The 19069-nt window shown below is 72.0% G+C and carries 17 protein-coding genes and 2 pseudogenes; 8 read left to right on the forward strand and 11 right to left on the reverse strand.

Annotation, left to right across the window (positions count from 1 at the left end; translation table 11 throughout):
* The coding region (locus KBY19_RS17540) for a cold-shock protein (protein WP_282107089.1) at nt 1-202 on the forward strand (202 nt) is incomplete at its 5' end.
* 30 nt (nt 203-232) lie between these two features.
* Nucleotides 233-388: pseudogene (locus tag KBY19_RS36555) on the forward strand (cupin domain-containing protein); the annotation flags it as partial.
* A gap of 236 nt (nt 389-624) precedes the next feature.
* Here KBY19_RS36555 and KBY19_RS17545 read toward each other — a convergent pair.
* Nucleotides 625-1215, reverse strand: a complete 591-nt coding sequence (locus KBY19_RS17545; RefSeq protein WP_099877905.1) for a dihydrofolate reductase family protein — start codon at nt 1213-1215, stop codon at nt 625-627.
* A gap of 524 nt (nt 1216-1739) precedes the next feature.
* Between KBY19_RS17545 and dhaK the strand changes: the two genes are divergently transcribed.
* The 3 genes from dhaK (at nt 1740) to KBY19_RS17560 (ending at nt 4059) form a co-directional block, all read left to right on the forward strand.
* Nucleotides 1740-2732, forward strand: a complete 993-nt coding sequence (gene dhaK, locus KBY19_RS17550; RefSeq protein ID WP_099877908.1) for a dihydroxyacetone kinase subunit DhaK — start codon at nt 1740-1742, stop codon at nt 2730-2732.
* Nucleotides 2733-3022: 290 nt separating this feature from the next.
* Nucleotides 3023-3640 carry a dihydroxyacetone kinase subunit DhaL gene (gene dhaL / locus KBY19_RS17555; RefSeq protein WP_247691100.1) on the forward strand — a complete coding sequence of 206 codons (618 nt, stop codon included), beginning with the start codon at nt 3023-3025 and terminating at the stop codon, nt 3638-3640.
* Between the two features lie 2 nt (nt 3641-3642).
* Complete coding sequence (locus KBY19_RS17560; protein ID WP_210966143.1) at nt 3643-4059, forward strand: PTS-dependent dihydroxyacetone kinase phosphotransferase subunit DhaM; 417 nt, start codon at nt 3643-3645, stop codon at nt 4057-4059.
* Between the two features lie 88 nt (nt 4060-4147).
* On the opposite strand, the gene KBY19_RS17565 is transcribed toward KBY19_RS17560, so the two are convergent.
* The 5 genes and pseudogenes from KBY19_RS17565 to KBY19_RS17580 all read right to left on the reverse strand — a co-directional run bounded on the left by KBY19_RS17565 (nt 4148) and on the right by KBY19_RS17580 (nt 7660).
* The gene (locus KBY19_RS17565) at nt 4148-4618 is read right to left on the reverse strand and encodes an NUDIX domain-containing protein (RefSeq protein ID WP_307842594.1); all 471 of its coding nucleotides are present in this window, start codon (nt 4616-4618) and stop codon (nt 4148-4150) included.
* Nucleotides 4501-5307 (reverse strand): hypothetical protein, encoded by an 807-nt coding sequence (locus tag KBY19_RS37525; protein WP_307843539.1) that lies wholly within the window; start codon nt 5305-5307, stop codon nt 4501-4503. Before KBY19_RS37525 ends, KBY19_RS17565 begins: the two co-directional genes overlap by 118 nt.
* 252 nt (nt 5308-5559) lie before the next feature.
* Nucleotides 5560-5920 (reverse strand): annotated as a pseudogene (locus KBY19_RS17570) (ATP-binding cassette domain-containing protein); the annotation flags it as partial.
* Between the two features lie 221 nt (nt 5921-6141).
* Nucleotides 6142-6759 carry a hypothetical protein gene (locus KBY19_RS17575; protein WP_099877920.1) on the reverse strand — a complete coding sequence of 206 codons (618 nt, stop codon included), beginning with the start codon at nt 6757-6759 and terminating at the stop codon, nt 6142-6144.
* 100 nt (nt 6760-6859) lie between these two features.
* The gene (locus KBY19_RS17580; protein ID WP_210966144.1) at nt 6860-7660 is read right to left on the reverse strand and encodes a glutamate racemase; all 801 of its coding nucleotides are present in this window, start codon (nt 7658-7660) and stop codon (nt 6860-6862) included.
* A 200-nt stretch (nt 7661-7860) separates the two neighbouring features.
* Here KBY19_RS17580 and KBY19_RS17585 point away from each other — a divergent pair, with 200 nt between their 5' ends.
* Complete coding sequence (locus tag KBY19_RS17585) at nt 7861-9012, forward strand: glycosyltransferase (RefSeq protein ID WP_099877926.1); 1152 nt, start codon at nt 7861-7863, stop codon at nt 9010-9012.
* A gap of 40 nt (nt 9013-9052) precedes the next feature.
* Here the strand turns inward: KBY19_RS17585 and KBY19_RS17590 are convergent, their stop codons facing one another.
* Nucleotides 9053-10480 carry a TerD family protein gene (locus tag KBY19_RS17590; RefSeq protein ID WP_210966145.1) on the reverse strand — a complete coding sequence of 476 codons (1428 nt, stop codon included), beginning with the start codon at nt 10478-10480 and terminating at the stop codon, nt 9053-9055.
* A 423-nt stretch (nt 10481-10903) separates the two neighbouring features.
* Between KBY19_RS17590 and KBY19_RS17595 the strand changes: the two genes are divergently transcribed.
* The gene (locus KBY19_RS17595; protein WP_099886279.1) at nt 10904-11578 is read left to right on the forward strand and encodes a DUF6643 family protein; all 675 of its coding nucleotides are present in this window, start codon (nt 10904-10906) and stop codon (nt 11576-11578) included.
* 136 nt (nt 11579-11714) lie between these two features.
* Here KBY19_RS17595 and KBY19_RS17600 read toward each other — a convergent pair whose 3' ends face one another.
* From KBY19_RS17600 to KBY19_RS17610, 3 genes are all read right to left on the reverse strand, one after another.
* Nucleotides 11715-12077: a DUF779 domain-containing protein gene (locus tag KBY19_RS17600; RefSeq protein ID WP_185016156.1), complete on the reverse strand. Its 363-nt coding sequence runs from the start codon at nt 12075-12077 to the stop codon at nt 11715-11717.
* Nucleotides 12077-13600 (reverse strand): aldehyde dehydrogenase family protein, encoded by a 1524-nt coding sequence (locus tag KBY19_RS17605; RefSeq protein ID WP_185016157.1) that lies wholly within the window; start codon nt 13598-13600, stop codon nt 12077-12079. The genes KBY19_RS17600 and KBY19_RS17605 overlap by 1 nt, the downstream gene beginning before the upstream one ends.
* A gap of 96 nt (nt 13601-13696) precedes the next feature.
* Entirely contained in the window at nt 13697-15043 is a 1347-nt protein-coding gene (locus KBY19_RS17610) for a helix-turn-helix domain-containing protein (protein ID WP_185016158.1), read from the reverse strand.
* 149 nt (nt 15044-15192) lie between these two features.
* Between KBY19_RS17610 and KBY19_RS17615 the strand changes: the two genes are divergently transcribed.
* Nucleotides 15193-17583 (forward strand): phosphoketolase, encoded by a 2391-nt coding sequence (locus tag KBY19_RS17615; protein ID WP_210966146.1) that lies wholly within the window; start codon nt 15193-15195, stop codon nt 17581-17583.
* A 99-nt stretch (nt 17584-17682) separates the two neighbouring features.
* On the opposite strand, the gene KBY19_RS17620 is transcribed toward KBY19_RS17615, so the two are convergent.
* On the reverse strand, nt 17683-19068 hold the full coding sequence (locus tag KBY19_RS17620; protein WP_099877945.1) for a family 2B encapsulin nanocompartment shell protein: 1386 nt from the start codon (nt 19066-19068) through the stop codon (nt 17683-17685).
* Nucleotide 19069: the final 1 nt, after the last annotated feature.

Consider the following 19069-nt stretch of genomic DNA (forward strand, 5'->3'; position numbering starts at 1 on the left):
GCCTACCGGAAGCGTGATGACGGTCGCCTCGGACAAGGGCTTCGGATTCATCGATCATGAGGAGGGCGGCCCGGACGTGTTCGCCCACCAGACGAACATCGACGTCGAGGGCTATCGGGAGCTGACGGAGGGGCAGCAGGTGGAGTTCGAGGTCACCCAAGGACAAAAGGGACTCCAGGCGGAGCACATCCGCCCCCTGTGAGGCCTGACGCCGCGATACGGGGCGCTGCGACACCCGACCGGGCAACCCGCCGTCCTGCTCAGCACCTTCACTCCCGACCTGTATGTGCAGTACTTCCGGGACCTCCAGAGCGAGATGGCCGACGGCCGACCGCTGACGCCGCAGGCCGGCATCCGCGTGATGAGCCGCTACGCGACCGAGCCCGCCCCCCGACCTCACCTGAGCCCGGCGGGACGAGACCGCCCGGCGTCCCCCGGGCGGGTCCGGCCGTACGTAGCTGGCTGGGGAAGTGGGGATCTCCGGCATCGCCGAAGTACGGAGGCCGAAGGCGGGCCCGGCGACGCGGCGTCGGGGCAGCTGTGCGCCGTTCCGACGCCGCGTCGAAGCTCCCCTGGTGCCGCTCCGGTCACAGGAGCCAGGCTGAGCTGCAACCGGGCCGGCCTTCAGGCACGGGTGTAGGTGAGGAAAGCCGCCCCGCTGTCCATAACGGTGTGGCCCGTGAGGTTCCAGACGCGCGGGTCGAAGGCGGCCGTGCGGCCGAAGAGGGGTATGCCGGTGCCGGTGGTCAGCGGACCCAGTTTGACGATGAGCTGGTCGATCTCGCCGTACAGGGCGCCCGCCAACTCGCCGCCGCCGATCAGCCAGATGTCCTTGCCGTCCTCCTGCTTCAGCTCCCGCACCTTCGCCACCGGGTCGCCGGTGACCAACTCCACGGCCGGGTCGGGGCTCTCCGCCAGGGTGGTGGAGAACACGAGGTGCCGCAGGTGCGGATAGGCGTCGGTGATACCGGCGTCCAGGCCGACCTCGTACGACTTACGTCCCTCGAGGACGGTGTCGAAGTGGGTGCCCTCTGCTGTGATGGACAGCGCCTTCCTGGCCGGGGCGGGCAGGGTCTCGGGGTACTCGGTGGCCAGGTGCTGCACATAGTCGTCGGGGATCGGCCAGAAGCCGTCAGGTCCTGTGGGGTCGGCGCCGTCGGGCCCGGCGATGAAGCCGTCGAGGGTAGCGGCGATGTAGTACACGAGTTTGCGCACGGAGCGTCCCTTGTGGATTGGCAGGTCGGTCGCCCTCCGACCGGTTCGGCCGACGGGGGCTCTATGATCACCGCGCATCCGAACCGGGACAATACTCGGCTGCGGAGCATCCACGACTCCGAGCGTTCTGCCGTACCCGGCACACGGCAGAACGCTGCCGCACGGCTATGCGCGCCGGCCGCCGCCGTCAGGGATCCGGCCGGGCCCAAGAGGGGCACCAGCCGGCCCAGCGATCCGTCGGCCGCCCAGAGGTAACACAAGCCTCGCGGTATCACGTACGTAACAGATGCGTGACTGCCCACGCCCTGCGCGAGAGACTGTCCGATACGGACGAATGTCGACCAGAGGTTCGACTGACGTGCCGTCAGGAAACTCGGCGACCACTCAGTATCATCCCCCGACAGTCCCCGCTCCGAGGCGCCGCGAGCGCCGGGACCAACACACTCTCGATCCCTCGGAAATCTGTTGTGACCTGCGAAGATACCGGTCACTGCGGTAGCTGCTACCCTCTCCCGGAGGTACACATGAGAATGCTGATCAACGTTCCCGAGTCCGTGGTGCCCGACGCGCTGCTCGGGATGGCGGCGGCTCATCCCGAGCTGACGGTGGACGTGGACAAGCGGGTGGTGGTCCGCAGGGACGCGCCCGTCGCCGGCAAGGTGGCGCTGATCTCGGGTGGCGGCTCCGGGCACGAGCCGCTGCACGGCGGGTTCGTGGGGCCCGGAATGCTGGACGCCGCGTGCCCGGGCGAGATCTTCACCTCTCCCGTCCCCGACCAGATGGTCGCGGCAGCCGCGGCCGTGGACAGCGGCGAGGGTGTGCTGTTCATCGTCAAGAACTACACTGGGGACGTACTCAACTTCGACATGGCCGCGGAACTGGCCGAGGACGAGGGGCTACGCGTCGGCAAGGTCCTGGTCGAGGACGATGTGGCGGTCACCGACAGCACGCACACCGCCGGACGCCGGGGAACCGGCGCCACACTGTTCGTCGAGAAGATCGCGGGCGCGCTCGCCGCCGAGGGTGCGCCGCTGGAGCGGGTGGAGGCGGTCGCGCGCCAGGTGGCCGACTCCGCGCGCAGCTTCGGAGTGGCGCTGAGCGCGTGCAGCACGCCTGCCAAGGGCGGCCCCATGTTCGAACTGCCGTCGGGCGAGCTGGAGTTGGGCGTGGGCATCCATGGGGAACCGGGTCGCGAGCGCCGGGCGATGATGACCGCGGGTGAGATCGCGGACTTCGCCGTCGACGCCGTGCTGGAGGACCTGCGGCCCGAGGAACCGGTGCTGGCACTGGTCAACGGCATGGGCTCGACACCGCTGCTGGAGCTGTACGGGTTCTGCGGCGAGGTGCACCGGGTCCTGGCTGAGCGACGGATTCCAGTCGCCCGTACCCTCGTCGGCAACTATGTGACCTCGCTGGACATGGCGGGCGCCTCCGTGACGCTGTGCCGGGCCGACGAGGAACTGCTGCGGCTGTGGGACGCGCCCGTGCGCACCCCGGGGCTGCGGTGGGGCGTCTGAGGTCTCGCCGAGCGGCGCCACGGCACGACACCGGCAGACAGCGGACAGCACGGTGTGGCAGCTGTACCGCGTTGCAGCTTCACCGCGGTACAGCTGCAACGCGGTACAGCATGAGGGCAGGCACCGGCACTGCAGGGCATCCGCCGCAGTGCTGGTGCGATCAACAGCACCACGACCGGGACAGCGGCGAAGGAGCAGGAGTGAGCGGCAAGGTGACGAACGACGCCGGCGGGTCCGGCGAAGGTGGCGAGGGCGCGCAAGAGCTGGACGCCGCCTTCTTCGCACGCTGGATGACGGCCGCCGCGGACGCGGTCTCCCGCGAGGCCGACCGGCTGACCGAGCTCGACTCGGCGATCGGCGACGCGGACCACGGCGGCAATATGCGCCGCGGCTTCGAGGCGGTACGCGAGGAGCTGGGCGAGGATGTGCCCGGCACGCCGGGTGCCGTGCTGATGACGGCGGGCCGGAAGCTGGTCTCGACGGTCGGCGGGGCCTCCGGCCCGCTGTACGGCACGCTGCTGCGCCGTACCGGCAAGGCACTCGGCACCGGGGAGCAGGTCGGCCGCGAGGAGCTGGCGGCTGCGCTGCGTACCGGGATCGAGGCGGTGGCGCAACTGGGCGGTGCCGCCGCGGGTGACAAGACGATGCTCGACGCGCTGTACCCGGCCGTCGAAGCGCTGGCCGACAGCGGCGGCAAGGACTTCGAGGCGGCGCGGGCGGCGGCCGAGCGCGGCGCTGAGGAGACGGTGCCGCTCCAGGCGCGCAAGGGCCGGGCCAGCTATCTGGGCGAGCGCAGCATCGGGCACCAGGACCCCGGTGCGACCTCGGCTGCGCTGTTGGTGGCCGCACTGGCGGCAGCGGACGCCGGGCAGGAAGCGGCAGCGAGTGACAGCGGCGGGAGTGAGTGACCATGGCGCAGGCGAACGAGGGCAAGCGGGTAGGGATCGTCCTGGTCTCGCACAGCAAGGAGGTCGCCGACTCCGTCGCGCGGCTGGCGGCCGGGCTGGCCGGGGTGCCGGACGCGTTGGTCGCCGGTGCCGGTGGGCTGCCCGACGGGGGGCTGGGCACCAGTGAGGAGCTGATCGTCGAGGCCGCGCACCGGATGGACGAGGGAGCAGGTGTCGCGCTCCTGGTCGATCTGGGCAGTGCGGTGCTGACGGTCAAGACGCTGCTGGCCGAGGGCGACGAGCTGCCCGAGCCGGCGCGGCTGATGGACGCCCCGCTGGTCGAGGGCGCGGTCGCCGCTGTGGTGACTGCCGCAGGCGGCGGCGACCTGGCGGCGGTGGCCGCTGCCGCCGAGGAGGCGTACACCTACCGCAAGCTCTGAGCGGCGGTGTGGCGGCGGGACCCGGCCGTCTGCGGGCCCCGCCGCACCGCCGTCTGCAGGCCCCGCGGCGCCGCGTCGCTCCGCCCTGTCAACTGATCGCGTGCGGCGAGGTCGAGAACCAGGCGGGGCCCTCCTGGACGGCCTGCTTGATGCGGAAGTGTGCGTACTCCTTCATCGTCGGCAGCTCGTCCAGCCCGAACCAGCCGACCTCCAGGGACTCCTCGTCGTTGACCCGCACGGCGCTCGCCGCCTCGGCGTCGGCGCGGCAGCGGAAGGTGATGTCCATGAACTGGCAGATGTCGCCGTTGGGGTACGTGACAGGCTTGTGCAGGCCGTGGACGAGGACGACGCGCTCCGGCACACAGCGCACATTGGTCTCCTCGAACACCTCGCGCACCGCGCAGTCCGCCGGCTGCTCGCCGGGCTCCGGGATACCGCCGATCACCGACCACCGGCCGTTGTCGGCTCGCCGTCCGAGAAGCACCCGGCCCTGGTCGTCGAAGACGATGGCACTGACACCGGGCAGATAGAGCAGTTGGTGCCCTGCGGAACGCCGCAGATCGCGGATGAAGTCGGGAGTCGCCATGCCCCGACCCTACGTCCCGGCGGGTGGTCCCGCGCGACATAGAGGCAGGTCAGTGCACCTGCCGGTCCCGTAGGACCCACAGTCCCGCTCCGCAGGAAGGCGGGGACGGCCCTCGACACACTCCACAGGGCGGCGCGGACGGCGTTCCAGGACGGCTCACGACCGATCATGGCCCGCAACTGGCCGGGGGTGGCACCGACCGTGCGCAGCAGTTGGAGTTCGGGCTCCCGCTGATGGAGTGCCTGCGCGCTCAACGAGCAGATCACCAGCAGCGCGACCAGCACCAGGGTCGCGGTGACGGAACCGAGCAGTTCCAGCAGCGCGGAGCGGGCCGGTGCCGCGCGCTGGTTCTCAGCCGCTCCCCGGCTGTCGCCGGTCAGCACCCGCAGGGCGGCCGGGTCGCTCGCGGCGCGCGCTCCCGCGCCGGCGTCCCGCAGGCGCGCCCGGTCGAGAGCGTCGCGGACGCGGGCGGACAGCTGGTCGGCGGTCGTGCCGGGGGCGGCCAGTACGCCGATGGCGTCGACCGAGCGGGGGTGCCCGGCCAGTCTGCGTGCCTCGGCGGCGGTCGTGTTGAGCACGGCCGGTCCTTCGGCGACGCCCACGACCCGCCGCCCCGCCAGCCGCTGCCCCGGCTCGACGTACAGCCCGGCTCCGGCCACCACCTCGCCCGGGCTGCGCGGGCTGTGACCCGGGGGTGGCCCAGCGCCACGGAGGCGACGGCGGACGCGGCGACGCCCAGCAGGAGTGAGGTGAGCGCGAGTGCGGCGAAGGTGGTGGACCACTCGGAACGGTGGTGGCGTGCGGCGCGGCGGGTGAGCAGCCGGATGCCGCTGCGGCGCCGGTGCCACGGGTCCGTCGGGCTCACCACCGGGCCAGCTCCCTCAGCACTTCGGCAGGGGAAGGATGCTCGAGTCCTCCGGTGCGGTCACCAGCGCCCGTGCCACCGCTACGCGCTGCCGCTGGCCACCGGACAGCTGAGCGGGCCGGGCGTCGGCACGCTCTTCGAGAGCCGACCAGGGCCAGCGCCCGGTCGGCGCGCGGGAGCGGGTCGCGCTCCCGTGTCCGGTTCCGGCCGTGCTCCTCGGCCAGCAGCAGCGGCAGCGCCACGTTCTCCCGGACGCTGAGCGCGGGCAGCGGATTCAGTTCCTGGAAGACGAAGCCGACGCGGTCCCGGCGCAGCCGGGTGCGGTCCCGTTCACCCAGCGCCGCCACGTTCGTACCGCCGATGGTGACGGTCCCCTCGGTGGGCCGGTCCAGGCCCGCGGCGCAGTTGACGCGGAGCCAGAACCTGTGGGGTCTGCACAGCCCGCGGGGCGACAGCGGCGGCAGGTACGGCAGGGGTGGGACGAGCGGGACGGTGTGCGCGGCGGCGCCCGGGCATGAGCGTCCTTTCCGTGTGCGGAAGTGCCACGTGGACGCTATGCGGCGGGCAACGGCGCGGGGAGGGAGCGGGCTGGTGTCCCGGGGTGGAGCGGGCTCCACCCCCGTCGGCCGGATCAGGCCCGCAGCGCGTGGAGGCGGGTGCGGATGTGGTCGACGGCCGCCTCGGCGTCGTCCACCGTGACGGTGAACAGCCGCCCGTCACCCAACCGGAGGACGAGCCCCTCGCCCCGGCGGATGACCACAGCCGTGCCCTTCTCGGGTCGCCAGCGGTACCCCCAGCCGCCCCAGTGCCGTGGGGTGACGCTGGGTGCGTGGTCGGCCTCCACCACGTCCCGCAGAGGGATCCGGCGGCGCGGCACACCGGCGTGGCCGCACCGGACCTCGATCGTGTCGCCCTCGACCTTCACCTCGACGTGGACGAAGGCGAGGGTGCCGAAGAGGATGAGCAGGCCGACCGCGATGCAGCCGACGACGGACATGACCAGCGGCGCGAGCCCGCCGGACCAGGTCACGTCCACGGCGAGCTCGATGCCGAGCGCCACGCAGCCGGCGCCGACGGCGGCCAGCGCCCACTGCAGGCGGCTGGTCGCCCTCCCGGTCCACACCTCCGCGCTCGGCGGCAGGACGACGTCCTCCAGGGGCGTGGGGCGGGTGGTGGTGCGGTCGACTTCGTCATGGGGTCCGGCGCCACCCTCGGCGAGTGGGGCGCCGTCGAAGGGATGGTCACTCATGTTCGGCAGAGTACTCCCGGCGGCCCGCGCAGGCAGCTCGCGCAGGCCGGGGCTCGCCGACGCCGCAGCGGCACGCTCCGTGCCCGGCAGCAACGCTCCGTCAGGTGAGGGAGGCGGGAGCGGCGGCCAGCAGACGGCCCTCGGCGTAGGTGAGGGCCACTTCCGGCAGGGCGGCCACCCTGCCACTGTGCAGAACGGTGAGTCCCCCGACGGGTGCCGCCTCCGGGGCGGGCCGGACGTTCGCGCGACGCAGAGCCTGGGCACAGACGGCGGCGGCCGAGCCCTGGAGCGCGGGACCCTCGCCACGGGCGCCGCGCAGTGCCTCCCGGATGCGGTTGCCGACCAGCTCGTAGTGGGTGCAGCCCAGCACGACTGTCTCCACATCGGCGGGAGTGCGCTCGGCGGCGGCCCGGACGGCGGCGGTGATGAGGTCCTCGTCGCCGCTCTCGATGGCGTCGGCGAGCCCGTGGCAGGGCACTCCGGTGATGTCGGCGCCGTTGCCGAACTCTTCGATCAGCCGGCGCTGATAGGGGCTGCCGGTGGTGGCCGGGGTGGCCCAGATCGCGACACGGCCACCGGTTCGGACGGCGGCGGCCGCAGCGGGCTTGACGGCGGGGACGGTGCCGATGACCGGCAGTGCGGGCTCCAGTTCCGCGCGAAGAGCGGGCAGCGCGTGCACGGAGGCGGTGTTGCAGGCGACGATCAGCGCGTCGGGCCGGTGCGCGGCGGCGGCGCGGGCGCACAGCAGAGCGTGTCGGGTGATGTCGTCGCTGTCGCGGGGACCCCAGGGCAGGCCGTCGGGGTCGGAGGAGAGCACGAGGTCCGCGTCGGGGCGTGCGCGGCGTACCGCAGCTGCCGCGGCCAGCAGACCGATACCGGAGTCCATCAGCGCGATCTTCACGTGAAGCAACTGTACTTCACACCGAGCGAGGCATTCGCGGAAGGAGCTTCCGGAAGACAAGGACGGCGCGGCAAGGACGGAGCGGCAAGCGATGACAAGACAAGACAAGGACGACGAAGCAAGAGCCGTCGGGGGAAGCGGGCCTCGCGGGCGCGCCGTGGAGTGCTGTGGGGCGGCGGCATACGGCAGACTGCCGATCGATGAGCGCGCTCACCTGGACCACTGTCGTTCCGCTCGCCTCGCTGGCCGCGTGGGCGTGGCTGCTGATGGGCCAGGGGCTCTTCTGGCGTACGGACGTGCGTATGCCGCCCTCCCCCGCGGACGGTGAACCGGCCAGTTGGCCTTCCGTTGCCGTCGTCGTGCCCGCCCGGGACGAGGCCGATGTGCTGCCGAAGACCCTGCCCACGCTGCTGGCGCAGGACTATCCGGGACATGCCCGGATCCTGCTGGTGGACGACGGGTCCGGTGACGGCACCGGCGCGCTCGCCCGCGAGCTGGCCCGGGACGCGCCGGACGGGCCGCCGTTGACGGTGCTGGTGCCCGGTGAACCCGAGCCGGGGTGGACGGGCAAGCTGTGGGCCGTGCGGTGCGGCATCGAGCACGCGCGCTCCGGGTCGTCGGAGCCGGAGTTCCTGCTGCTGACGGACGCGGACATCGCACACGGGCCCGACTCGCTGCGTCGTCTGGTGCGCGGGGCGCTCGGTCAGCGGCTCGATCTGGTCTCGCAGATGGCGCGGTTGCGGGTGCGGACGGGCTGGGAGCGGCTGATCGTGCCCGCTTTCGTGTATTTCTTCGCGCAGCTGTATCCGTTCCGCTGGGTCAACAAGCCCGGGGCGCGCACGGCCGCGGCGGCGGGCGGGTGCGTGCTGTTGCGCACTCGGGCCGCGGTGCGGGCCGGGGTGCCGGACAGCATCCGGGACGCCGTCATCGACGACGTGGCACTGGGCCGGGCGGTCAAGCGGTCAGGCGGACGGATCTGGTTGGGGCTCGCGGACGGGGTGGAGAGTGTGCGTCCGTATGCGGGGCTGAGTCCGCTGTGGCGGATGGTGTCGCGCAGCGCCTATGCGCAGCTGCTCAACAATCCGCTGCTGCTGGTGGGCACCGTGCTGGGGCTGCTGCTGGTGTATGTGGTGCCGCCGGTGTGGGCGTGTGCGGGCTCGCCGGTGGCGGGCGCCGCGTGGCTGGTGATGACGCTGTCGTACGTGCCGATGCTGAGCTACTACCGGCAGCCGCTGTGGCCGGCGGTGCTGCTGCCCGTGACGGCGGTTCTCTATCTGGCGATGACCGTCGACTCGGCGGTGCAGCACTACCGGGGTCGCGGCGCCGCGTGGAAGGGCCGCACCTACTCCTGAGCGAGCCCCCTGCCTTCGGGGCTCGTTCCGTGCGGGGGCGTCACTTGCGGCCCGGTGTCCACTGCATGCCCCAGCCGTACTCCTCATCGACGGTGCGCTGCGGGCTGACGCCGCGCCGTGGGACGAGGTAGCGCGCTTCGCGGCGGACCATGAGTTCGCCGTTGTCGTTGGTGATCAGGGCGAGGGCGCACACGGTGGACGGGATGGTGCACTCGTCGAGGGAGAAGTCGACGGGTGCGCCGTGCTGTGGTCGGAGGGTGACGGTCGCGTGCAGCCCGGCGAAGCTGCGGGCGCCCTCGTAGATGGTGACGAAGATGAGGATGCGGCGCAGATCGGCCCGGTGATCCAGGTTGACGGTGAGGTTCTCACCGGTCTCGACGGCGCCGGTGCGGTCGTCGCCGTCGAGGTGGATGTACGGCGGACGGTTCAGCGAACCGAAGGAGTTGCCGAGTGCCTGGACGACGCCCTTGCGGCCGTCGGCGAGTTCGTAGAGGGCGCACAGGTCCAGGTCAGGTCCGGTGAGCGCGCCCATGGCGCGGGTGAGCCGCCCGGCGAGGCCTTTGGGCTGCTGTGCCTGGGTGGTCCAGTTGAGGTTGACCCGCATGGTGCCGGAGGTGCCGCCCTGTTTGGTGAGCGAGACGGCGGGCGCCGCCGGGGGGCGCGTCCCGTGGCTCCGCCGACGGGGCGCCGGGGGTGGGCGGCGCGGGGCGGGGGGGGGGGGAGCGGGGCTGGGGGGGGCGGGTGCGGGGGGGGCGGCCGGCGCCGTGGGAGGTGTGGGTGCGGTCGGGGGCGTGGGCGTGGGTGCCTGCGGTACGCGGGGAGCCTGCACGCCGGGCGGGGTGGGCGCGTGCGGGGTGCTCACGGAGTGCGGGTGCGACGGTACGGCGGCGCTGGAGGCGGCGGGGGCCCCGGCGGCCGGGGAAGGGTCGTCGACGCTGATGCCGAAGTCGGTCGCCAGGCCCGCCAGTCCGCTGTCGTAGCCCTGGCCCACCGCGCGGAACTTCCAGGCGCCCTGGCGGCGGTAGAGCTCACCGAGGAGGTACGCGGTCTCGCCTGCCGCGTCGGCCGGGTCGAAGCGGGCGATCTCCTGGCCGACGCCCGGACCACCACCGGCGCTCGCGTCCAGCAGCCGTACGTACAGGCCCGGCACCTGGCCGAAGCTGCCGCCGTCCGCCGAGGCGGCGATGACGATGCGGGTGATGTCCGGTTCGACCCTGTCGAGGTCGACGGTCAGTTCGTCGGTGCTGGAGGCGCCTGTCGGGTTCTTCCCCTCGTGCCGTACGGCGACGGAGGAGTGCCGCGGCTGGTTGTAGAAGATGAAGTCGGCGTCGGAGCGGACCTTGCCCTCTTCGGTGAGCAGCAGCGCCGAAGCGTCGACGTCCGGTACGAGAGGGCCGGAGGACCAGCCCAGTTCGACCCGCACCGCCGTGGCGGGTACGGGGACATTTGTCCCCTTGCGCATCGTCATGGCGACTCCCCCTGGGCTCGGTTACCTGCGTGCCGTTCCCCAACCTATTGCACGGTGCCGCTGCCGCCGAAGCCCCTTCACCACGACTCACCAGGACTCATCGGACCTCATCGAACTCGAACAGTTGGCAGGGGCATGGGCGTTCTATGTCCTGGCCGGTGGGCTTATGCTTCTGTCAGCTTCCTCTCCCGCGCGCCCGGAAAAGGGACAGGCGGGAACAAGCCATGTCCCTGTGCCTGACCAGCCGTCACCGTGGTCGGCATGGGGGGTATTCGCCCTGTTCGGGCTCCCCCGCGCGCGCCCCTGACGCGGCTGCCTCGAATGGGGTGAAAACCGGCTCCTACCTGCTCTGATGCGGATGGGGCAGGCGTTCCTTCTGTACCTCTCTAGTGCCGATGCTGATTTTGGGCTTAACTTATGAGCATGACCTCCCCCCGCAGCTCTTATAGCGGCGGCTACTACGCTGCACCGTCCTACCCCGAGACGCCGATCTACGACAGTCTCGTCGCCGAGCGGGGCACTCCGCAGATCGCTCCCATCCGGGTGCCGTCGGCCTATGACACGGGGGGCACGGGCAGCGCGCTGGCGGCGCTGCCTCCCGCGCTGCCTTCGGGCCCTTCCGCGCCGCAGCAGCAGATGCAGCAGCCCGCTCCCCTGCACCACACTCCCGCTCCGTCCTACGGCGGCTACCCGGGGCCCGCCGCGCCCCAGCCGCAGATGCCGCAACCCGCGCCGCAGCAGGCCGCACCGATGCGGCAACAGCCGGTACGCCAGGCGCCCGCAGCGCTGCCGCCCGGCGGCGGTGCCGGCCAGGGCGGTCCCGTACCGCTGCAGCACACTCCTGCACCGCACATCCCGCAGCAGGCACCGCCGCGCGGCTATGGCTACCCGGGGCCGGGGGGCCCGGCACAGCAGCAGCCGCCCATGCAGCCGCAGCAGCCGCAGGTCCAGGTGCAGCAGTACCAGCAGCAGGCCGTGCACAACCAGGCGACGCAGTACATGCGTCCGGTGGCGCCGCGCCCGGCTGCGCCGCGTCAGATGCCGGGTCCGTACGAGGAGCCCTACGACGGCCAGCAGTACCCCGGCCGCGGCTACTGAGCGCCCGTACGACAGCCGTACCGCACCTACCGCGGGCTGCCCGCACCGCGGGCGGAACGCAGCCATGAACGATGCCGCCGGGCACCGCCGTTGGGGAGACGGCGGTGCCCGGCGTGTCACCGGCCCCGGCCGGTCCTCAGCTCTCCAGCAGCCGGGACCTGATCAAGAAGCGCACTCCTTCGGGGGCCTCCAGGGAGAAACCGCTGCCTCGGCCCGGGACGACATCGACGGTCAGATGGGTGTGGCTCCAGTACTCGAACTGGCCGGCCGACATCCAGAACGGCACCGGCTCGGGCACTCCGTCGATCTCCAACTCGCCGAGGAGGACATCGGAGGCCCCGGTGCGGAACTCGCCGCGTCCGTAGCACATGGGGCTGCTCCCGTCGCAACAGCCGCCGGACTGGTGGAACATCAGCGGGCCGTGCTTCTCGGTCAGCTCGCGCAACAGCTCGGCGGCTGCCTCGGTCACGGCGACCCGTTCGGTCCCCGCCAGGTCCATCAGAACAGTCCCATTTTCTGCGGGGCGTAGCTGACCAGCAGGTTCTTGGTCTGCTGGTAGTGGTCGAGCATCATCTGGTGGTTCTCACGGCCGATGCCGGACTGCTTGTAGCCACCGAAGGCAGCGTGGGCCGGGTAGGCGTGGTAGCAGTTCGTCCACACCCGGCCGGCCTGGATGGCGCGGCCGGCCCGGTAGGCGCGGGAGCCGTCCCTCGTCCACACCCCGGCGCCGAGCCCGTAGAGGGTGTCGTTGGCGAGCCGGATGGCGTCGTCGAAGTCCTCGAACCCGGTGACGGAGACGACCGGGCCGAAGATCTCCTCCTGAAAGACCCGCATCCGGTTGCCGCCCTCCAGGATGGTGGGCCGCACGTAGTAGCCGCCCTCCAGTTCGCCGCCGAGTTCCGCGCGGGTGCCGCCGGTGAGCACCTTGGCGCCCTCCTGCTGGCCGATGTCGAGATAGGAGAGGATCTTCTCCAACTGGTCGTTGGACGCCTGTGCGCCCACCATCGTGTCGGTGTCCAGCGGGTGGCCCTGCACGATGGCCTCGGTGCGCTCGATGCCCGCGTCCAGGAAGGTGCGGTAGTGGCTGCGCTGGATCAGCGCGCGCGAGGGACAGGTGCACACCTCGCCCTGGTTGAGGGCGAACATGGTGAAGCCTTCCAGGGCCTTGTCGTAGAAGTCGTCGGCGTCGGCGGAGACGTCCTCGAAGAAGATGTTGGGGCTCTTGCCGCCCAGCTCCAGGGTGACGGGCTTGAGGTTCTCGGAGGCGTACTGCATGATCAGCCGCCCCGTGGTGGTCTCCCCGGTGAAGGCGACCTTGGCCACCCGGGCGCTGGACGCCAGCGGCTTTCCCGCCTCGGCGCCGAAGCCGTTGACGATGTTGACGACGCCGGGCGGCAGCAGGTCCGCCACCAGGCTCATCCAGTAGTGGATGGAGGCCGGGGTCTGCTCGGCGGGCTTGAGGACGACGGCGTTGCCCGCGGCCAGTGCGGGAGCCAGCTTCCAGGTCGCCATCAGAATGGGGAAGTTCCACGGGATGATCTGTGCGACGACGCCCAGCGGCTCATGGAAGTGGTAGGCGACGGTGTCCTCGTCGAGCTGGGAGAGCGAGCCCTCCTGGGAGCGGATCGCGGCCGCGAAGTAGCGGAAGTGGTCGATGGCCAGCGGGATGTCCGCGGCCAGCGTCTCGCGGACGGGCTTGCCGTTCTCCCAGCTCTCGGCGACCGCCAGTTCCTCCAGGTGCGCCTCCATGCGCTGCGCGATCTGGTTGAGGAGCTGCGCACGCTCGGCGGGTGAGGTGCGGCCCCAGGCTGGTGCCGCTTCGTGGGCCGCGTCGATGGCGCGCTCGACGTCATCGGCGGTGCCGCGGGCGATCTCGGTGAAGGGCTGTCCCGTCACCGGGGTGGGGTTCTCGAAGTATCCGCCCTGTTTCGGGGCGACATAGCTGCCGCCGATCCAGTGGTCGTAGCGCGGCTGGTAGCTCATCAGCGCGCCATCGGTTCCGGGTGCGGCGTAGCGGCTCATGCTCTGCCTCCCTGTGCTCGGCGTACTCGGCGATGTCGCCGGTACGCGGCGTACTCGGCCCGCCTGCCGGGGTGGGCGGGCGCGGTTTCCGGGAGGCTAGTGCCGGGAACGTTGCGGATACGTTGCGCACCGTTCGCCGCCCCGGCCGGACGGCACATCGGGCGGCAACAGACCGTAGACGGTGCGCAGTTCGCGTACGCGTGCGGCCGTGTCCGGAGTGGGACGTACGGCGTGCAGGGCCTCCCACACCTCCAGGTCCTCCTCCCCGGCCACCGTGCACAGCCAGCTCTCCAGCAGCCGTGCGTCCGGCCGGGTGAGCAGGTGGCGGCGCAACCGCTGCTCCAGCAGCCTGCGCAGCCGTACGACCCCGGGGGCCTGGGAGCCGGGCAGCAGCGAGCCGCTGTAAGCGTCGAGAGCCGCGGCCGGGTCCTCGGCGGCGAGCGCGTCGGTGACGGTCTCGTAGTCGGTGTGCGGTCGGTCCCGCAGCCGATAGGGGCGGGAGTCCAGCAGCGGGCCCAGCAGATGCCGCAACCGGGAGAGTTCGGCGCGCAGGGTGACGGGGTGGACGTCTCGCTCCCCGTACAGTTCGCGGGCCAGCTCCTCGCCGCTGAGGCCGTCGGGATGGGCCGCGAGGAGCAGCAGGATCTCGCTGTGCCGCCGCCCGAGCCGCAGCGGTTCACCGGTGGCGCGGGTTTCCGGGGTGTGCAGCAGCGCCTCGTCCCGGCCGAGGACGGCGAGCGTGCAGCCGTCCGGCGGCACGGACGCGCCGGTGGTGGCGGGCGGGGGTTCCAGTGCGGCCAGCCGCGCCTCGGCGGCGCGGGCGGTGGCCTGGACGAGCGCGAGGCTGTGCGGCGAGGCGAGATGGTTGCCGCCGGTGAGGTCGACGGCGCCGATGACGCGCCCGGTCTGCGGATCGTGCACAGGTGCCGCCGCGCAGGTCCAGGACTGCACGGGGCGGCAGTAGTGCTCGGCGGCGAAGATCTGGACGGCGTGGTCGAGGGCGAGCGCGGTGCCGGGCGCGTTGGTGCCGCTGGCACGCTCGGCCCACCGGGAGCCGGGCACGAAGTTCATCCGCTCGGCACGGCGCAGCACCTGCGGGTGGCCTTCCACCCACAGCATCGTGCCGCGCTCGTCGCAGACGGACAGCAGGTGGGCGCCGTCGTCGGCGATGGTGCCCAGCAGCTCGCGGAAGACCGGCATCGCACGGGCGAGGGGGTGGGTCGCACGGCGCAGGGCGAGCCCGGAGTCGTCCATCTCGACCCTGGCCATGCTCTCGGGGCCCAGCCGCGCCCCGGCACAGCGGCGCCAGGAGTCGGCCACCACGTCGCGGACGGGCGCGGCGATGCGGCCCGCGGTCAGGAACCGTTCGTGAGCGCGGCGCAGCTGCCCGGCCCGTTGGGCCGCGTCAGCGCCCGCTTCGAGCGCCAGCCATGGATTGCGCACCCCGTCATCGTGCAGGGTGCGCGGGCGGCAGACAACGGCTGCGGCACACTGTCGCCCCGCTGACCACGGTTCGGCCACCTGACTGGGTAACGGCCCCTGACCGGGGATCATCGGGTGTCGGAACGGGTCCGGCCTGGTACCCATCGGGCATGCCGGAACACGAGTCCCTCACCGACCGCGAGGCCGAGGCGCTGGACGCGCACTGGCGAGCCCTCAACTACCTCACGGCCTGCCAGCTGTATCTGCGTGCCAACCCCTTGCTGCGGGAGCCGCTGCGGCCCGAGCACATCAAGCCGAGGTTGCTGGGCCACTGGGGCACCTGCCCCGGGCTCTCCCTGGTCTACACGCACCTCAACCGGCTGGTCAGCAGGCGCGGACAACGTGCGCTGGGGGTGTGGGGACCGGGTCACGGCGCCGCCGCCGTGCTCTCGGGTGCCTGGCTGGAGGGCAGCTACGAGGAGCTGCGGCCCGAGGTGTCCAGGGACGAGCCCGGTATGGAGCGGCTGTTCGCGGAGTTCTCTCAGCCGGGCGGTGTTCCCAGCCATACGTCGCCGAGCGTGCCCGGCTCGATCCAGGAGGGCGGCGAGCTGGGTTACGCGCTGGCGCACGCCTACGGCGCCGCATTCGACAGGCCGGACCTGCTGGTGTGCGCGGTCGTCGGGGACGGCGAGGCGGAGACGGGGCCGCTGGCCACCTCCTGGCACGCGAACAAGTTCCTGGACCCGGTGCACGACGGCGCCGTACTGCCGGTGCTGCATCTGAACGGCTACAAGATCGCGAACCCCACGGTACTGTCCCGGCTGCCCGAGGACGAGCTGGGCTCACTGATGCGCGGTTACGGCTACGACCCGCTGTTCGTCACGGCGCGGCCCGACACGCCGCCGTTGGAGGCGCACCGGGCGCTGGCCGGAGCGTTCGACGCGGCGGCCGACCGGATCGGCGCCATCCAGCGCGCGGCCCGCTCGGGGGACGCCGACACCACCGGCGGGCGGCCCCGCTGGCCGATGGTGGTACTGCGCACGCCCAAGGGCTGGTCGGGCCCCCGCGAGCTGGACGGGGAACCGGTGGAGGACACCTGGCGCTCCCATCAGGTGCCGCTGCCCGGGGTGCGGGACGATCCGGAGCGGCTGCGGCAACTGGAGCGGTGGCTGCGCTCCTACCGGCCCGACGAGCTGTTCGACCAGGACGGCAGGCCGCGGCCCGAGGTGCTGAAGTGCGTACCGGAGGGCGACCTGCGGCTGGGCGCCGTCCCGGAGGCGAACGGCGGCCGGCTGCTGCGCGAGCTGCCGCTGCCCCCGCTGGAGTCGTACGCGGTGCCCGTGGAGCGGCCCGGGGCCGGGGCGCACGAGCCCACACGGGTGCTCGGTGAGCTGCTGAAGGGGCTGCTGGAGGCCACCGAGGAACGCCGGGACTTCCGGCTGTTCGGCCCGGACGAGACGGACTCCAACCACCTCTCCGCGGTCTACGGTGCCTCGGACCGCGGCTGGCAGGCCGAGCTGCTGGGCACGGACACACATCTGGGCCGGCACGGGCGGGTGCTGGAGGTGCTCTCCGAGCACCTGTGCCAGGGCTGGCTGGAGGGGTATGTGCTGACCGGCAGGAACGGGCTGTTCGCCTCCTACGAGGCGTTCGCCAACCTGGTCGCGAGCATGGCGTCGCAGCATGTGAAGTGGGTGCACAGCGCGCGGGAGGTCGCATGGCGGCGGCCGGTCGCCGCGCTCAACTACCTGCTGACCTCGCACGCCTGGCGTCAGGACCACAACGGCTTCTCCCACCAGGACCCCGGCTTCATCGACCACGTGCTGAGCAAGAGCCCGGACGTGGTGCGGGTCCAGCTGCCGCCGGACACCAATACGCTGCTGTGCGTGGCCGATCACGCGCTGCGGGCCAGGGACACCGTGAACGTGGTGGTGGCCGGTAAGCATCCGTGCTTCGACTGGCTGGACCTCGAACAGGCACGTACACACTGTGCGCGCGGCCTGGGGGTGTGGGAGTGGGCCGGGACCGAACGCGGCGATGCCGGACCCGATGTGGTGCTCGCCTGCGCGGGGGACGTGCCCACCCACGAGACGCTGGCGGCGGCCTCGCTGCTGCGCGAGTGGCTGCCCCAACTGGCGGTGCGGGTGGTCAACGTGGTGGACATGGCGCGGCTGATGAGCCCCACCGAGCATCCGCACGGGCTGGACGACGCGGAGTTCGACACCGTCTTCACCCGGGACCGGCCGGTGATCTTCGCGTACCACGGCTATCCGTGGCTGGTGCACCGGTTGACCTACTCCCGCGCGGTGCACGGACAGCTGGCGGTACGCGGCTACCGCGAGTCGGGTTCGACGACGACACCGTTCGACATGGTGGTGCGCAACGGCATGGACCGTTACCACCTGGTGATGGACGTCGTCGACCGGACGCCGGGGCTCGGCGCGCGGGCGGCGGGCGTATGGCAGCGGGCGGCCGACATGCGCGAGCGGCACCGGCGGTACGTCGTCGAGCACGGCACGGACATGCCGGAGGTCACCGACTGGCGCTGGCCCGGCCGGTGACCTCCGGCACCCTCGGGGTCGCCCCCTGCCACCTGGGGGCGACCCCTGTCTTGCGGCGTGGTGGCCGTTGTCCTGGGGGCCGGTGACTGCCCGAGGGGCTCAGACCTCGACGTCCTCCAGGATGCCGAGCGCGTCGGGCACCAGTACGGCGGCGGAGAAGTAGACGCTCACCAGGTAGGAGATCAGCGCCTTCTCGTCGATGCCCATGAAGCGGACGTTGAGGGAGGGCTGGATCTCGTCCGGGATGCCGGACTGGTGCAGTCCGATCACGCCCTGGTCCTCCAGGCCGGTGCGCATGGCCAGCACCGAGGTGGTGCCGTCCTCACGTACCGGGATCTTGTCGCAGGGCAGCAGCGGGATGCCGCGCCAGGCGTGCGCCCTGCTGCCCTCCACCTCGGTGCGTTCCGGGTAGATACCCCGCTTGCTGCACTCCCGGCCGATGGCGGCGATGGCGCGGGGGTGGGCCAGCAGATAGCGGGTCTTGCGGCGGCGCGAGATCAGCTCGTCCAGGTCCTCCGGGGCGGGCGGACCCGACCGGGTGCGGATGCGCTGGCTGAGATCGGCGTTGTAGAGCAGCCCGAACTCGCGGTTGTTGACCAGTTCGTTCTCCTGGCGTTCGCGCAGCGCCTCGATGGTGAGCCGCAGCTGCTCCTGCACCTGGTTCATCGGGTCGTTGTAGAGGTCGGCGACGCGGCTGTGCACCCTGAGCACGGTCTGCGCAACGGCCAGTTCGTACTCGCGCGGATTGAGTTCGTAGTCGACGAACGTGCCCGGCAGCGGCTGCTCGCCGGCGTGCCCGGAAGCCAGGGCGATATCGGCCTCCCCCCGCCGGTTCTGGGCGGGGACGGAGCGGGAGAGCAGCGTGGCGAGGTGATCGCGCAGCGGTTGGGAGGCGTCCACGGTCTGCTGGAAGGTGCTTCGGGGCAGGGCGAGCACCGTGCAGCGCGTGGCGGCGCGGAGGGTGTGCTCCCAGCTGCCCGGCTCCGGGGTGAGGATCTGGTCGCCGGCGTGGTCGCCGTCGGCGATGACGCCGAGCTCGATCTCGTCGTCGTACTGCCCCGCCGCCCGCTTGACGACGCGCCCGTGCGCGATCAGCAGCAGTTCGTCGGCGGGTTCGCCGCGGACGGCCAGTGCCTCACCGGGCGCGTACTCGCGCTGGGTGAAACCCTCGGCCAGGGCGCGCAGTGCCGACTCGTCCTCCAGACCGCGCAGCAGCGGGATCTCCCGCAGCTCGGCCGGGATGACGCTGACATCCGTGCCGGTGGAGACGAACTCGATCCTGCCGTCACCCAGGGTGTGGGTGAGTCGCCTGTTGACGCGGTAGGTGCCGCCGGTGGTCTCCGTCCAGGGCAGTACGCGCAACAGCCAGCGGGGAGAGATCCCCTGCATCTGCGGCGGCGTCTTGGTCGTGGTGGTGAGCTTCCGCGCGGCCGCTGTGGAGAGGCTGGAGCGGTCCTGCTGGACTTCTTCGGGATGCGTCGTCATC

It is taken from the genome of Streptomyces sp. B15 (assembly GCF_018070605.1).
GTDB classification, from domain to species: domain Bacteria; phylum Actinomycetota; class Actinomycetes; order Streptomycetales; family Streptomycetaceae; genus Streptomyces; species Streptomyces smyrnaeus.

Coding starts and splice junctions, on each gene's coding strand:
- dhaK (WP_099877908.1), top strand. CDS start 1,740: ATGAGAATGCTGATCAACGTTCCCGAGTCCGTGGTGCCCGACGCGCTG.
- KBY19_RS17605 (WP_185016157.1), bottom strand. CDS start 13,600: ATGAGCCGCTACGCCGCACCCGGAACCGATGGCGCGCTGATGAGCTAC.
- KBY19_RS17575 (WP_099877920.1), bottom strand. CDS start 6,759: ATGAGTGACCATCCCTTCGACGGCGCCCCACTCGCCGAGGGTGGCGCC.
- KBY19_RS17585 (WP_099877926.1), top strand. CDS start 7,861: ATGAGCGCGCTCACCTGGACCACTGTCGTTCCGCTCGCCTCGCTGGCC.
- KBY19_RS17560 (WP_210966143.1), top strand. CDS start 3,643: ATGGCGCAGGCGAACGAGGGCAAGCGGGTAGGGATCGTCCTGGTCTCG.
- KBY19_RS17620 (WP_099877945.1), bottom strand. CDS start 19,068: ATGACGACGCATCCCGAAGAAGTCCAGCAGGACCGCTCCAGCCTCTCC.
- KBY19_RS17590 (WP_210966145.1), bottom strand. CDS start 10,480: ATGACGATGCGCAAGGGGACAAATGTCCCCGTACCCGCCACGGCGGTG.
- KBY19_RS17615 (WP_210966146.1), top strand. CDS start 15,193: ATGCCGGAACACGAGTCCCTCACCGACCGCGAGGCCGAGGCGCTGGAC.
- KBY19_RS17595 (WP_099886279.1), top strand. CDS start 10,904: ATGACCTCCCCCCGCAGCTCTTATAGCGGCGGCTACTACGCTGCACCG.
- dhaL (WP_247691100.1), top strand. CDS start 3,023: ATGACGGCCGCCGCGGACGCGGTCTCCCGCGAGGCCGACCGGCTGACC.
- KBY19_RS17600 (WP_185016156.1), bottom strand. CDS start 12,077: ATGGACCTGGCGGGGACCGAACGGGTCGCCGTGACCGAGGCAGCCGCC.